Raw genomic sequence first — 14,009 nt, 5'->3', positions numbered from 1 at the left:
CTCGTCCCGGGCACGCTCGTCGCGTCGCTGGCGTTGCTCGTGATCCGCCCGGCGCGCCGGGACATTTTCGCCGCGGTGACGGCGGCCGGGGCCGGCGGTGCCGCCCTCGCGGTCGGCGCGGCAGGCTTCGCCGCGAGCTTGTCCTGGTTCGGGGAACTCGTCCCGGCCGCCGCCGTGACCATGGCGTTGTCGGTGATCGGCTTGGCGGCCGCACCCGGCATCGGCGTCGCGGCGGCGGGCGTGCGGGTGCCGCGCATTCCGGCGGCAGGCGAACCGTTCCCGGAGGATCCTGATCCGGATGATCCCGTCGACCTCGTGGCGTCGCGGGCGGGGCGGCTTCTCGACGGCATCGTCGCCGGGGCCGCGGTGGTCCTCGTCGCGGCCGCCGCCCCGATCGCGACCGGTGCTCCCGGTGGCTGGCCCGTCGGGCTGTTGGCCGCGGTGACGGTGCTGTGCCTGATCCAGTCGCGCGGCCACGCCCGGCTGATTCCTTCGGCCGCGTTGGGCTGTGCGGGCGCCGCGCTGCTGGCGGGGCTTGCGCTGGCGCAGTGGGAGACGGGCCGGTGGCCGGTGTCCCTGGTCCTCCTGGCGCCGCTCCTGGCGGCGACGGCGATCGCGGCCCTGCCCTCGACGCGCGTCACGCCGACCATGCGCCGCGTCCTCGAGCTCGTCGAGGCCGTGACCATCGCCGTGTCACTGCCGTTGGCCGCGGTGGTGGCGGGCGTCCCGGATCTGGCTGCGGGTCTGGTCCGATGAGGCGGGCCGTGCGCGCTACCGCCTGGCCGGCGGCACTTCTCTGCTTTGCGACGCCCGCCCTCATCCCGTCCGCCGCGCCCGCCCAGACCCGCTGCACGGGTGCGGCCGCATCCTCGGCGTCGATCCTTGAGGAGCCGACCGCCGCCGAACGGGCTCTCCGCTTCCGCGATGCGTGGCCGCTGGCCGACGGCGCGGGAGTCACCATCGCGGTGATCGACACCGGGGTCGCCGATCATCCGCGTTTGGGCGGTGTCCTCGACGGCGGCGACGTCACCGGCGGCGCCGGGGCGTTCCACGATTGCGACGCCCACGGGACCTTCGTCGCGGGCTTGGCCGCGGGCCGCCCCGCCGAGGATTCCTTCGCGGGCGTGGCGCCGGCGGCCTCGGTGCTCAGCATCCGCCACACCACCGGCGACGAGGGCACCTTGACGTCCCTGGCCACCGCCGTCGACGCCGCGGTGGAACACGGGTCACGGGTGATCAACATTTCGTTGACGTCGTGCGCGCCTCCGGGCGTCGTGCCACCCGGTGCAGCGGAAGTCACCTCCGCGGTGCAGCGGGCGGAGCAATCGGGGGCGGTGGTCGTCGCCGCGGCCGGCAACACCGGCGGCGATTGCCCTGAGGGTGCGGTGGCGTGGCCGGCGATCCTCGAAGAGGTCATCGCCGTCACCGCCGCCGAATCGGCGATGCCGGCTGACGCCGCCGCGGAAGCGGTGCCCGATGCGCCCGGCACGGAGGCGGTCCCGGCGGGGTACGCGGTCGCGGCCGAGTGGGTCGACGTCGCGGCTCCGGGCGGTCCCGTCGTCGGCCCCTCGCCCGATGGGGAGACGATGGCGGATCTCCAGGTCACCGGGTCCCGGGCGACGCCGATCGTCGGCACCAGCTTCGCGGCTCCGTTGGTCTCGGGGACGGCGGCGCTGATCCTGTCGCGGCATCCCGGACTGTCCCCCGCCGAGGTCCGGCACATCATCACCGCGTCCGCCTCCCCGGTGGCGTCGACGCCCGGCATGGGCGTCGGCGTCGTCGATCCGGTCGCCGCCGTTGCGTGGTCGGGCCGACCGGACGGCGGAATCGATGCGATCTCCGACGGCCCCGCACCGGAGTCGCCGCCCGATCACGTGCCGACATCGCGGTTGCGAGCGATGTTTTTCCTGGTCACGGCAGTTGTTTCAGGCGCGGCGCTGTGGTTTGCGGGCACCGCCCGGCGACGCGGTCGGACGACGGGGCACCGAGCCGGCCGAGCCACGACGGGAATGTGATCCACCTCACCGGAAATGGGGAGTGACGGGTGAATCGAATGGGCGCAAAATCGAGTCATGCCCATCTCCGCTGCACTGGCCGGCCACGCCAACGAGCCCCACGCCGCCGGCCACGGTTCCAAGCTCAACTGGCTGCGCGCCGGCGTCCTCGGCGCCAACGACGGCATCGTGTCGGTGGCGGCCCTGCTGCTCGGCATCATCGCCACCGGCGCCGGGTCCGGCACGATCCTCGCCGCCGGTCTGGCGTCCCTCGTCGCCGGCGCGGTTTCCATGGCCCTGGGCGAATACGTGTCCGTGTCGGCCCAGCGGGACTCCGAAAAGATGCTCGTGGCCAAGGAAAAAGCCGAACTCGAGAACTTCGCCGACGAAGAGCACGCGGAGCTGGCCGGCATCCTCGCGGGTTACGGCATCTCCCCGGAAACCGCCCACCGCGCGGCCACGGAAATCCACGCGGCCGACGCGCTGCCCGCGCACCTGCGCCTCGAGCTCGGCATGGAGGCCGAGGAATTGACCAGCCCCATCGCCGCGGCCATCGCCTCGGCATGCGCTTTCATCCTGGGCGCGCTGCTGCCCCTGATCGCCGTCCTCGTCGTCCCGCAATCGGTCGCCGCCTGGGCCGTCACCGGGGTGACCCTGGTGGCGCTGGTGCTCACCGGATTCATTTCGGCCGCATTGGCGGGCACGTCGAAGCTGCGTTCCTGCCTGCGACTGCTCATCGGCGGCGCGTTGGGCCTGGCCCTGACCTACTTCGCCGGCGCCCTGTTCGGCGGCGCCGCCTGATCGGCCGCACCGTCACGCTGCGGCGAGCGCCGCCTCCCGGGTCAGTTCCGGGCCCGCCCTCAGCACGGACAGCACGCGCCACGGCATCGGCACCGCCGCGGCATAACCGAGCACGGCCAACGCCCTTCTGTCCTCCACCTGGTGCCGCGTCCCCTCCGGGGTGACCAGATGCACGCCGGCCCCCGTATCCACGGCGACCGTGCCGGCCGCCCCTCCGGAGAACCCGTCCATCGCGGGCCCCGGGCCGTCGGCTTGCGGGTAGGGCACGATCCCCGCCGGTCGCTCGCCGACGGTCACCACCGTGTCCCGCGCATCGGAGTCAACGCACATCCACCCGTCGGCCGGGGCCCACGCGGTGATCTCGCCGGGCAGTGAACCGACGTCGGGAGCGGCGGCGACGGGCACCGAGGCCAGCTCCGGTTCCGTCGCGGAGGCGGTGCCGAACCGGGCGGCGAATACGGCCGCGACCACGGGCGGAACGTCGACCGCCCCCTCATCGAGGACGACCACCTTCCTGCCCGACACGTCCACGACCCGCCCGATCCGGTCGAACGGCGCCGGCCACCGCGCCTCTTCCCCGGCGCGCGGCACCCCGGGGACGGCGATCGGCGCGGCTTCCGGCAACGCCCCCAACAACGCGGCCCCGGCAGGGCGCACCGGTGCCGCGGCGAGCCCGAGCGCCCGAGCCAATGCGGGGTCGGTCCCGTCGATCAAGGCACGGCGCCCGCCGTGGACCAGCCACAACCGTTCGCCGTCTCCAAGGAGCGCGGCCACCCCATCATCGGCGGGCACGTCCCCGATCCGGGCGACGGTCTCCCGGACGGCCACCGGTTCATGCAATGCGGGCTCGGCGTTTTCGCAGACGCCCACGGCGGCAGGGGCTTCGGGAGGATCGGTCGCGGCGATGGCGGGAGCCCCGGCGATGCCCACGGGGTGGCCGGACACGACGCCGTCAAGCGCCCCCGCGCCCACCCGCGCAGGTTCGACCGGCTGCCCCAGTACCAACCGCGCCGACGCGAGATTCGCCACCGGATGCACCCGGTCGTCGATGCGCACGTGCAACGCACCGGTGTCGCGAACCAGCAGGAGGTCACCGTCGGCCGCCCCATCCCGGGGCCGGATCAGCCCGAGGATCACCGTGCCCGCCAACACCAGGACCAGCAGCGCGGCCCCGGCGGCCACGGCCCGGCCACGCGTGCGCAACGGGTCGTGGAGCATGCGGGCGTCTGCGCGGATCAGCGCGTGTTCGACCCGCCGGACCAGGAATCTGTGCCCGCTGATCTGCGCGGGCGTGGTTGGCGTGCGCGGCATGTGACGTTCCCCCCGAATCGTCGGCACCCATGTGCTTCACCGGGCAGCCTAGACCGCGCGGGGCTACGCTGCCCGTCGACGGTCGCCGTTGGTGCGGCCCGCGGCGCAAGGGGTGCGTCGCGTCTATCGCGGGCGGGGGCCCGCGGGGAATGCCGGGGGTGGCGAGCATGAGCTGGTCGGCGGTGGCGGGATTTCTCGGCGACAACGCCGCGACGCTGTTGGTCGGCGGCTCGGCCCTCGTGGTCGCCGCCGTCCATGTTCCGGTGCGGGGCACCGCGCTGCGCGACCGGTGGCGCGGCCCGCACCCCGCCCCCACCTCCGGTGTCCGCATCACCGCCGCCGCCCACGACGTCCTGCCCATGTCCGAGCTGGTCACCGCCATCGCCGAGTGCCCGGTGCCCGTCGACGTCGTCTCGGTGCACCGATCTCCGATGCGGGGCGCCGGCGAGACCGCGCACCGCTACCGGGGTTTCGCCGATCAACTCGGGGTCGCCGAATCGGAATGGACCTCCGTGCTCGTCGGTGGCCCGGCTGCGCACGACCGGGAGCGGCTGGAGTTCTTCATCCACCGTCTGGGACTGCTGGGCCTGCGCGCCCGCCCCCTGGCGGCGGCGGAGTTCGACCGCGACGCCGCCTCCGCCCCGGATCGCCTACTGGCCCGCGCCCCCGGCGCCGGTCACGTCCGCCGCCCGCATTTGTGGTTCACCCCGGCGCACGACGTCGAGGTTCCGCGTGCCCCGGCCCAGCTCGTGGGCACCTCCCGCGACGGTGGTCCGCTGGTCATGTCGCTGCCGTCCATCGAACGGCTCGACGTCGCCGCCGACCCTGCCCGTCTGCCCGAGCTTCTCGTGCCCGCGCTCATCACGGGCGCGCGCATCGGCATCCGCACGCATCGCCCGGCCGCGTTCGGTGCGCTTCTCGACCACGGCGCCGTGCTGGTCACCGCCGCCGGTGACGCGACCCTGGACCTGCTCGTCCTCGATCGCGGGGCCCGGGTCGACTGTCCCGTCCCGGTCTCCACGGTCATGCTTCACGACGACCCCGCCGCCGCGCCCAACGCGCCCGGATCGATTCCGGTGCCGCGCCTGACCATCGGCGACCATGCCTGGCACCTGACCATCGGGGACGTGAACACGCTCGTCAGGCCCCTGCCGATTCTCTCGGCCGCCCCTTGACCCACGGCGCGAAAAACGCTTGAACCGTACCGGAAACGGTACGGTTCAAGATTCGATCGACGGGCTGACGGGCGGCGTCGTAAAGCGGTGCCCTACTGGCCCGGCTGCGGGCCAAACAGATCCTCCATGCCGGGGACCTCGATGCCCGGCAGCTCCGGGCCGGCGGGGGCGGGGGCCTCCTCGGGAGCGGGGGCCGGGGCCTCCTGCGGCTCCGGCACGATCGCGCCGGTGACGTTGCCGGCATCCAGCGACGCGCTGCCGCCCGGGCCGGAGCACTCCACCGTCGCATCGCCGTACGCGGTGCAGGTGAAGCCGAACATGGACACCCGCTCGTAGGGGTGCAGCGTCTCCGGGCCGAAACCGGTGTCCGGGAAGTTCATGTGCGCGAACGTCGGCGCGGCGCCCGGCGACCACGTCACCGCGTTCGCCGCGATCTGCCCGCCCTCGTAGCTCTGCACCATCGGCGGGTTGGCGAAGTTCGTGCGGCACGTCAGGAAGGAATCCGGGCCCAGCGAGTTGGCGAAGCACTCCGTCGCCCCATCGGCCAGGCGGAACACGCGGGCGTTCTGCGCGCCCGGCGGCATGAAGCGGTCGTACGGCACCTCGGCGACCGTCGGGCCGGCCGGCGCCGCCTCCTGCGGGCGCTCGGCCAGCGGCGTCGCCGACGACGACGTCACCGCCCCCGTGTCCGCGACCGTCCCCGGGTCCGCATCGGTCCCGCCATCGCCGGAGCATCCGGCGAGGAACAGGGTCGAGGCGGCCAGGGCGGCGAACGTGGTGAACTTGCGCATGGTCACACACCCTACGTCCTCGTGGCGGTCGCACCCAGCCATTTGGGCCGATCCCCCGGGCACGTGAGACACCTCACCCGGGGCGCGCCTACTTCGGCTGCAGCGTCAGCGGCTCCTGGCCCTCCGGCAGGATCGAGCCCTCGCCGCGGTAGGCCTTGGAGAAGTCGGGCTCCCACGCGTGCGGGTCGTCGTAATCGTCGTCGCCCGGCTCGGCCACGCCCGCCTCGCCGCGGGTGGTCATCGGGGGCATGTCCATCGGCGACTGGGCGCGCATCTCCTCGATGCGCTCGGGGTCGATTACCCCGTTGACCGCGTAGATGGTGACCTCCTCGTCGCGGTACACCGGCGTCAGGCCCCGCGACCACCACGCGCCCTCCTGCATGCGCATGTTGATCTTCTGGTCGCCCCAGAAGTACGGCGGCGACACGTAGATGAAGCCCACGTCGAGCTTCTTCAGCGCCAGGTCCACCTGGTTGGCGGCGGTGGTGTCCCACGGCTCGCCCCATCCGATCTTGTCGGTGTGCCAGTAGACCATCGACGTCGCGGTGGTCTCGTCGGCGTCGGGCCAGCCGAAGTGGCGGAACACCGTCGGGATGTCGTTGCGCATGTACATCCACGCCGAGCCCTCGTTGGGGTTGGTGAACACCCGGTGCTCGTGGGCCTCCGGCTGCTGCGCCAGCCAGTCGAAGGCACGCAGATCGCGCTCGCTGGTCAGGCGGTTGTCGCGGATCTGCTCGTAGGCGTGGTGATTGACCGGCGCCATGATGTGCACCGCCCACGGGATGAAGCCGGCGACCAGCGCCGCGGCGATGGCCAGCTGCACCACCGGCACCGGGCGGACGTGGGGGCGGGTGATCAGATCGGTGCGTGCGGCCCCGGTCGCGGCCACCGCGGTGGCGCCGGCCCCGCCTTCGCCGGAGACATCGAAGCCGTCGGAGCCGCCGGAGCGCTCGACCGCTTCGCGGCCCCGTTCCGGGTCCTTCGCTTTACGACGGCCCGCGTACCCCGCCACGACACCGAACAGCAGGGCCACGCCCGCGCCACCGGCGGCGGTGATCAGCAGCGCCGTCTGCAGCACCAGGCGGTGCGGCGTCGAGTAGTGCAGGCTCGCGTAGACGCCCAGCACGTCGCCGAAGACGCCGCCGAAGGTGTTCAGCGCATGCGCGGTGAACAGCACCGACACCGCCCACGCCACGACCGGCCAGAAGCGGCGCAGCGCCACGGCCAGCAGCACCAGGCCGATCAGGCCGGCGATGATGACCGGCTTGACCGAGCCGTAGTCCTCCGCGTGGCGGGTGAGCATGGCGAACGCCCGGTACCAGGCGCCCCAGCGGTCGACGTCGACCGTCGCGGACTCCGCGCGGATGTCCTCCGCCTGCTGCTCGCCCGACAGCCACTGCGGCACCAGGAACACCGCCGCCACGACGCCGGGGAGCGCCAGCAGGCCGACGTCGCGCAGCCGCGACTTCGCCGCCCCGAGCTCCGGGCGCACGGGGCGCCACAGGCGGCCGAACAGCCACCAGGAACCCACCAGCAGAACCGTCGCCGGCACCGCAGAAGGGTGAAGCTGCCCGATGCCGATCAGCGCCAGCGCCGACGCGAACAGCCGGATCGGGGCGTGCGGCACCGAGGTCAGCACCGCGAACGTCGCGCCCGTCAGCGCGATGCCCAAAAGGTACGGCCACGCGCCGACGTAGACGCCGATCGGCGTCAGCACCGGAAGCGCGGTGGTCAGCACCGCGGCCAGGCCCGCGCCGATCGACGCCGCCCAGCCGCCGCGGTCGATCATGCGCCACGCCAGCGCCGCCGCCCCGACCGGGATCAGCAGCGCCGGGGCGACCAGGCCCAGGATGTTCACCGTCGCCGGGACGCTCATGCCGGAGACGTCGGCGAGCACCGCGCCAAACGCGTGCCATGCGGCCGGGTAGTACATGTCGCCGCGGGTCTCGAAGTTCTGGATCTCGCCCATCCGCGTCGACGACACCATCCCGGTGTCCAGCGCGTACTTGATCACCGAGCCGTGCCAGTGCACGTCCCACGACTGCTGGATGGACTCGATCCCGCCGGGCACCTTCGCCAGCCGCGACAGCGACGCCCAGGCCATGGTCACGAATGCGACCACGACGCCGGCGATGGCGGGCAGGGCGATGATTGCCCGGCCGCGGCCCGGCTCCTCGCTCAACGACGCCAGCGCCGCCGCATCGGCCCGCTTCGGGGCCAGGCGGCGCCACACCAGCGCGGCCAGGATCATCGCCAGCCACACGAGGGCGGCCGTGATGGTGGAGTATGCGATGCCGACTGCGCCGAAGAACCAGCCGGCCAGTCCCGTGACGGCGAACGTCAGCGCGGGGCCGATGGCCAGCGCCCAGCCGAGCCGGAGCCCGGAGGCCACGCCCAGCAGCGCGCCCGGAAGGACGAGCAAAAGGACCAACACGATGGCGGGCCAAATCACGGTGATGAGCCTCCGGGGCAGCTGGGGAATGCGGGACCCGGTCAGTCTAGCGGTCGGGCATCCCGTCGAACCACGGGTTGCGTTCCGGGCAGCCCTTGCCCGCCGCTCGGTGCTCCTCCCCCGGCAACACCCGGATGTCGCGGGTCTTGTCCGCCCGCGCCGCAAGCTCCGAATCATCGGGGTAGTCGACGCCCGCCAACGCCAGTCCCTTCGCCGGGGCCACGGGCACCAGCGGCGACCGCTCCCGCTCCTCGAGCAGCCCGCCGGTGAAGCCGGGGGCACGGCGCCCCTCCGCCGTGGCCAGGCATCCGCCGACCAGGGAACGGACCATCGACCAGCAAAAGGCGTCGGCGGTGACGCGGGCCTCGTACAGCTCCGGTTCCGCGTCGGTGGAGATGTCGCGCCACTCGAACGCCTGCAGATCCCGGATGGTCGTGGCGTTGGGGCGATGCCGGCAAAACGCCGCGAAGTCGTGGAGGCCGACGAGCACCTCGGCCGACTCCCTCAAAAGATCCAGATCGACCTTGCGCGTCCACGCCGCGGTATCGCGCGCCCGCGTCGGCAGCGGGCCCGCATCGGAGGTGGTGATGCGGTAGACGTAGTGCCGTCGTAAAGCGGAAAACCTCGCGTCAAAGCCCTCCGGGGCGAAAGAGCAGCCGCGGATGGACACGTCATCGGGCAGCAGACGCGCCAGGCGGCGCACCAGGCGCGCCGGATCGCCCGCGATGGACCGGGTGTCCAGCGACTGGCGGGGAACGTCGACGTGGGCGACCTGCGCCAGGGCGTGGACGCCGGCGTCGGTGCGGCCGGCGACCGTCAACTGCGCGTCGTGGCGCAGCACCCTCGACAGCGCGTCCTGGATGGTGCCCTGCACCGTCCGCAGATCCGCGCCATTCGCCCCGCCCTGGGCCGCCCACCCGTGGAAATCGGTGCCGTCGTAGGCGATGTCCAGGCGCAGCCGCACCAGCTCCGGGGGTGTTCCGGCCGAATCGATCACGTCGTCGTCATGCACGCCCGCCATCCTCCCCCGGCACCCGCGACCGGCACAAACCACGGTGGACGTGTGCTCCCCGAGCTCACCGCGCGCACCCCGGAAACGCGCAAGCGCCCCGCCACCCGAATCAACGGGTGGGGGGCGCCACGGGAAAAGCGGCCCGGAGGCTTACTTCTCGTCGGCCTTCTCGGCGTCGGCGTCAGCCTCGGCGTCCTTGGCCTCGGCCTCGGCCTCGGCGTCGGTGGCCTCGTCGGCCTCGACCTCGGGGGCCTCCTCCTCGGTCGGCTCGGCCTGCTCGGCCTCCTCGGCCTTCTTGGAAGCCGCCGCGCGGGTGGCGCGGGTGGCCTCGGCGGAAGCGGTCTCCTCGGTGACCAGGGCGATCAGCGAGATGGGGGCGTTGTCGCCCTTGCGGTTACCCAGCTTGATGATGCGGGTGTAGCCGCCCTCGCGGTTGGCGAACTTCGGCGCCAGCTCGTCGAAGAGGTGCTGGACGACGTAGTTGTCGTTCAGCAGCTTCGCGGCGTTGCGGCGGTCCGCCAGCGTGCCGCCCTTGGCCTTGGTGATCAGCTTCTCCGCGTAGGGGCGGAGCAGCTTGGCCTTGGTGTCGGTGGTCTTGATCTGGCCGTGCTCGAACAGCTGCTTCGCCAGGTTCGCCAGAATCTTCTTCTGGTGGGAAGCGGAGCCGCCGAGACGGGCGCCCTTCTTGGGCTTGGGCATGGGATTCTCCTCGTGTTTTTAAGTCGCGTGCGCTTGAGCGGCTACTCGTCGTAGCCGACCTCCGCGTCCTCGGTCCATTCGCCGGTCTCGGCGTCGTAACCCTCGACGGTGGACGGGTCGAAATCGTTCGGCGAGTCCTTCAGGGACAGGCCCAGCTCCGAGAGCTTGACCTTGACCTCGTTGATGGACTTGTCGCCGAAGTTCCGGATGTCCAGCAGGTCCGACTCCGTGCGGGCGGCGAGCTCGCCGACCGTGTGGATCTCCTCGCGCTTCAGGCAGTTGTAGGAGCGCATGGAGAAGTCCAGGTCCTCGATGGGCATGGAGTAGGCGGCGTTGTCCTCGTTCTGCTGCGGGGACGGGCCGATCTCGATGCCCTCGGCGGCCTCGTTGAGCTCGCGGGCCAGGCCGAAGAGCTCCACCAGGGTCTTGCCGGCGGACGCCATGGCGTCGCGGGCGGTGATGGAGTTCTTCGTCTCCACGTCGATGACCAGCTTGTCGAAGTCGGTGCGCTGCTCGACGCGGGTCGCCTCGACCTTGTAGCTGACCTTCAGAACCGGGGAGTAGATCTGGTCGACCGGGATGCGGCCGATCTCGCCGCCGGAGTTCGGCTGGGCGGGAACGTAACCGCGGCCGCGCTCGACGACCATCTCGATGTCCAGGCGACCCGACTCGTTGAGCGTGGCGATGTGGTGATCCGGGTTGTGGATCTCCACGCCCGCCGGGCACTCGACGTCGGCCGCGGTGACGGCTCCGCCGCCCTCGCGACGCAGGTACACGGTGGCCGGCTCGTCGAAGTCGGAGCTCAGCACCAGGCCCTTGATGTTCAGGATGATGTCGGAGACGTCTTCCTTGACACCCGGGATGGTGGTGAACTCGTGCAGCACGCCGTCAACGCGGATGCTGGTCACCGCCGCGCCCGGGATGGACGACAGCAGGGTACGGCGCAGCGAGTTGCCGAGGGTGTAGCCGAAACCCGGCTCCAGCGGCTCAATGACGAACCGGGAGCGGGAGGAATCGATGAAATCCTCGGTGAGCGTGGGACGCTGGGAAATGAGCATGAGATGTGATCCTCCTGGTGGCGACCGCTATTTGACGCCTAGGGAACGGGGATGCGAAGGGGCCCCGGCTTTGGCTGGACGACGACCGACGCCGTCGTCGCAAAGCCGGGTCGAAGGGGTCCGGCGGACGCCCGGAAGGCGCCCGCACGAAGCCTTACTTCGAGTAGAACTCGACGATGAGCTGCTCCTGCAGCGGAATGTCGATCTGGGCGCGCTCGGGCAGCTGGTGCACGAGGATGCGCAGCGTCTCGGGGACGACCTGGAGCCAAGCCGGGACGACGGCGTCGACCAGGGACTCCTGGGCCTCCTCGAACCACAGCATCTTGCGCGACTTCGGGCGCACGTCGATGATGTCGTACTGCGTCACCTGGAACGACGGCACGTTGATCTTCTTGCCGTTGACGGTGAAGTGGCCGTGCGACACCAGCTGACGGGCCTGGCGGCGGGTGCGCGCCAGACCGGCGCGGTACACGACGTTGTCGAGGCGCGACTCGAGCAGGATGACGAGGTTGTCGCCGGTCTTGCCGGCGCGACGGTTCGCCTCGGCGTAGTAGCGGCGGAACTGCTTCTCCATGACGCCGTAGGTGAAGCGGGCCTTCTGCTTCTCCTGCAGCTGGAGCAGGTACTCCGACTCCTTGATGCGGGCGCGGCCGGCCTGCCCGGGCGGGTAGGGGCGGCGCTCGAAGGACATGTCGCCGCCGACGAGGTCGACGCGGAGACGACGGGACTTACGGGTTGCGGGTCCGGTATAACGGGCCATTTTGTTCTCCTCTTTCCCTTCTCTTAGACGCGACGACGCTTCGGCGGACGGCAGCCGTTGTGCGGCTGCGGCGTCACGTCGGAGATCGAGCTGACCTCGAGGCCGGCGGCCTGGAGGGAACGGATGGCGGTTTCGCGGCCCGAACCCGGGCCCTTGACGAACACGTCGACCTTCTTCAAGCCGTGCTCCTGCGCCTTGCGGGCAGCGTTCTCGGCGGCCATCTGCGCGGCGAACGGGGTGGACTTGCGGGAGCCCTTGAACCCGACGTGGCCCGAGGAGGCCCACGAGATGACGGCACCCTTCGGGTCCGTGATGGACACGATGGTGTTGTTGAAGGTGGACTTGATGTAGGCGTGGCCCTGGGCCACGTTCTTCTTCGCGACGCGACGGCCGGTACGGCGGCCGCGGGCGGACTTCGGAGCTGCCATGTTTACTTCTTCTTCCCGGCGATCGTCTTCTTCGGACCCTTGCGGGTACGAGCGTTGGTCTTGGTGCGCTGGCCACGGACGGGCAGGCCACGACGGTGGCGCAGGCCCTGGTAGCAGCCGATCTCGATCTTGCGGCGGATGTCGGCCTGCACCTCGCGGCGGAGGTCGCCCTCCACCTTCCAGGTGGCCTCGATGACGTCGCGCAGGGACGAGACCTGCTCATCCGACAGATCGTCGGTGCGCAGATCCGGGGAGATGCCGGTCTTGTCCAGCAGCTCGGAGGCACGGGCGGGCCCGATGCCGTAGATGTAGGTGAGAGCGACCTGCATGCGCTTGTTGCGCGGCAGGTCAACTCCAGCAAGGCGTGCCATTAGGCAATTTCCTTCCGGTTGGTGCGGTGGTTTACTCCACTGCCGTCCCCGCCCGAGATCTCGCCGTGGCCCGGTCGGATGCCGGGTGGGCGAGTTGAAAAGCGCGGGGCTCCGGCCACCGTTGCCGGAGGTGTTCTGACGGGACGTCGGGAAAAGGTGCGGACCCGGCGCGTGCGCCGGGTCGGGCGGTCCTCCCCACGCTCACCTGGGGTGAGCGGCCGTCCCGCTAGGACGGTGGAGTGATGGAGTCTTACTTGTAGCGGTAGACGATTCGGCCGCGTTCCAGGTCGTACGGGGAAAGTTCCACGACGACCCGGTCCTCCGGGAGGATACGGATGTAGTGCTGGCGCATCTTTCCACTGATGTGGGCGAGCACCTTGTGCCCGTTGTCCAGCTCCACTCGGAACATCGCGTTCGGCAGGGGCTCGACGACGCGGCCCTCAACCTCGATTGCGCCTTCCTTAGCCATGTCCTCCACGTTTCTCGGGCCCCATATTGGACCCGTTGGCTGATGTCTTTGCTACGTGCCTCGGCAATGCCGGGGCGCGGCTCGGGTACAGGTGTCCCTCGCCAACGGCCCACCTTACCCGCGAGCTGCGGTTATTCAAAATGGCGTTGGTCACGCTCGACGACGCCCGCCGACCCCGCGTGAAGTGGGATCGGCGGGCATTCGAGACGTTGCTCGACAGCAGGGCCGAAGTGAATGCGGGACAGGCGGCCGCGACGCGTCGACGCTGCAGTATTGCCAAATCAGGCGCCGGCGCGCTCCTCCAGCATCGGATCGTTGTACTTCTCGCCGCCGAGGTCGCCGCGCGCCATCTTGTTCACGGTCAGCGCGATCGCGCCGTCGCCGGTGACGTTGCAGGCGGTGCCGAATGAGTCGATGGCGACGTACGCCGCGATCATCAGCGCGATCTGCGACTCGTCGAAGCCGAGCTGCGACTGCAGCAGACCGACGGCCGCCATGATCGCGCCACCGGGCACGCCGGGGGCGGCGACCATCATGATGCCCAGCATCAGGATGAAGCCCAGCGCCATGCCGAAGGTCAGCTCCGCACCGGTGAGGTACATGACGGCGAAGGCGAACAGGCCGATCTTCATCATCGAACCCGACAGGTGCACGGTCGCGCCGAGAGGAACGACGAACCCGGCGACGG

15 protein-coding genes are annotated in these 14,009 nt (G+C 71.2%); 4 read left to right on the top strand and 11 right to left on the bottom strand.

Translation table 11 applies throughout. From position 1 onward, the window contains the following. The 3 genes from eccD to GX015_RS05290 form a co-directional block, all read left to right on the top strand. Nucleotides 1–756, top strand: a 756-nt coding sequence (gene eccD, locus GX015_RS05300) for a type VII secretion integral membrane protein EccD (RefSeq protein ID WP_291343354.1), incomplete at its 5' end; no start/stop codon positions are given. 8 nt (nt 757–764) lie between these two features. Next, nucleotides 765–2,015: a S8 family serine peptidase gene (locus GX015_RS05295; protein WP_291343352.1), complete on the top strand. Its 1,251-nt coding sequence runs from the start codon at nt 765–767 to the stop codon at nt 2,013–2,015. Between the two features lie 57 nt (nt 2,016–2,072). Next, the gene (locus GX015_RS05290; RefSeq protein WP_291343350.1) at nt 2,073–2,795 is read left to right on the top strand and encodes a VIT family protein; all 723 of its coding nucleotides are present in this window, start codon (nt 2,073–2,075) and stop codon (nt 2,793–2,795) included. Between the two features lie 12 nt (nt 2,796–2,807). Here GX015_RS05290 and eccB read toward each other — a convergent pair whose 3' ends face one another. Next, entirely contained in the window at nt 2,808–4,106 is a 1,299-nt protein-coding gene (gene eccB / locus GX015_RS05285) for a type VII secretion protein EccB (RefSeq protein WP_291343348.1), read from the bottom strand. A 167-nt stretch (nt 4,107–4,273) separates the two neighbouring features. Here eccB and GX015_RS05280 point away from each other — a divergent pair, with 167 nt between their 5' ends. Then, on the top strand, nt 4,274–5,281 hold the full coding sequence (locus tag GX015_RS05280; RefSeq protein ID WP_291343347.1) for a hypothetical protein: 1,008 nt from the start codon (nt 4,274–4,276) through the stop codon (nt 5,279–5,281). Nucleotides 5,282–5,373: 92 nt separating this feature from the next. Here the strand turns inward: GX015_RS05280 and GX015_RS05275 are convergent, their stop codons facing one another. The 10 genes from GX015_RS05275 to GX015_RS05230 form a co-directional block, all read right to left on the bottom strand. Further along, a complete protein-coding gene (locus GX015_RS05275; protein WP_291343346.1) occupies nt 5,374–6,072 on the bottom strand; it encodes a hypothetical protein in 699 nt (232 codons plus the stop codon). Between the two features lie 88 nt (nt 6,073–6,160). Beyond that, nucleotides 6,161–8,524, bottom strand: coding sequence for a DUF6541 family protein (locus GX015_RS05270; RefSeq protein ID WP_291343345.1), 2,364 nt, complete (start codon nt 8,522–8,524; stop codon nt 6,161–6,163). A gap of 46 nt (nt 8,525–8,570) precedes the next feature. Next, nucleotides 8,571–9,536, bottom strand: coding sequence for a tRNA pseudouridine(38-40) synthase TruA (gene truA / locus GX015_RS05265; protein ID WP_291343343.1), 966 nt, complete (start codon nt 9,534–9,536; stop codon nt 8,571–8,573). A gap of 150 nt (nt 9,537–9,686) precedes the next feature. Continuing rightward, the gene (gene rplQ, locus GX015_RS05260) at nt 9,687–10,235 is read right to left on the bottom strand and encodes a 50S ribosomal protein L17 (protein ID WP_291343341.1); all 549 of its coding nucleotides are present in this window, start codon (nt 10,233–10,235) and stop codon (nt 9,687–9,689) included. A 41-nt stretch (nt 10,236–10,276) separates the two neighbouring features. Then, nucleotides 10,277–11,293, bottom strand: coding sequence for a DNA-directed RNA polymerase subunit alpha (locus GX015_RS05255; RefSeq protein ID WP_291343340.1), 1,017 nt, complete (start codon nt 11,291–11,293; stop codon nt 10,277–10,279). A gap of 154 nt (nt 11,294–11,447) precedes the next feature. Further along, nucleotides 11,448–12,053, bottom strand: coding sequence for a 30S ribosomal protein S4 (rpsD, locus tag GX015_RS05250; RefSeq protein WP_291343338.1), 606 nt, complete (start codon nt 12,051–12,053; stop codon nt 11,448–11,450). 23 nt (nt 12,054–12,076) lie between these two features. Beyond that, a complete protein-coding gene (gene rpsK, locus GX015_RS05245) occupies nt 12,077–12,481 on the bottom strand; it encodes a 30S ribosomal protein S11 (RefSeq protein WP_291343336.1) in 405 nt (134 codons plus the stop codon). A gap of 2 nt (nt 12,482–12,483) precedes the next feature. After that, nucleotides 12,484–12,852: a 30S ribosomal protein S13 gene (gene rpsM / locus GX015_RS05240; RefSeq protein WP_046650837.1), complete on the bottom strand. Its 369-nt coding sequence runs from the start codon at nt 12,850–12,852 to the stop codon at nt 12,484–12,486. 250 nt (nt 12,853–13,102) lie between these two features. Continuing rightward, nucleotides 13,103–13,321: a translation initiation factor IF-1 gene (infA, locus tag GX015_RS05235; protein ID WP_035121276.1), complete on the bottom strand. Its 219-nt coding sequence runs from the start codon at nt 13,319–13,321 to the stop codon at nt 13,103–13,105. 281 nt (nt 13,322–13,602) lie between these two features. Further along, a partial coding sequence (locus GX015_RS05230) for a cation:dicarboxylase symporter family transporter (protein WP_291343333.1) occupies nt 13,603–14,009 on the bottom strand: 407 nt, incomplete at its 5' end.

The organism is Corynebacterium sp., from assembly GCF_012837295.1.
In the GTDB taxonomy this organism is placed as follows: Bacteria; Actinomycetota; Actinomycetes; order Mycobacteriales; family Mycobacteriaceae; genus Corynebacterium.
The sequence above is the reverse complement of the archived record's forward strand: the minus strand, read 5'-3'. Positions and strand labels throughout refer to the sequence as shown.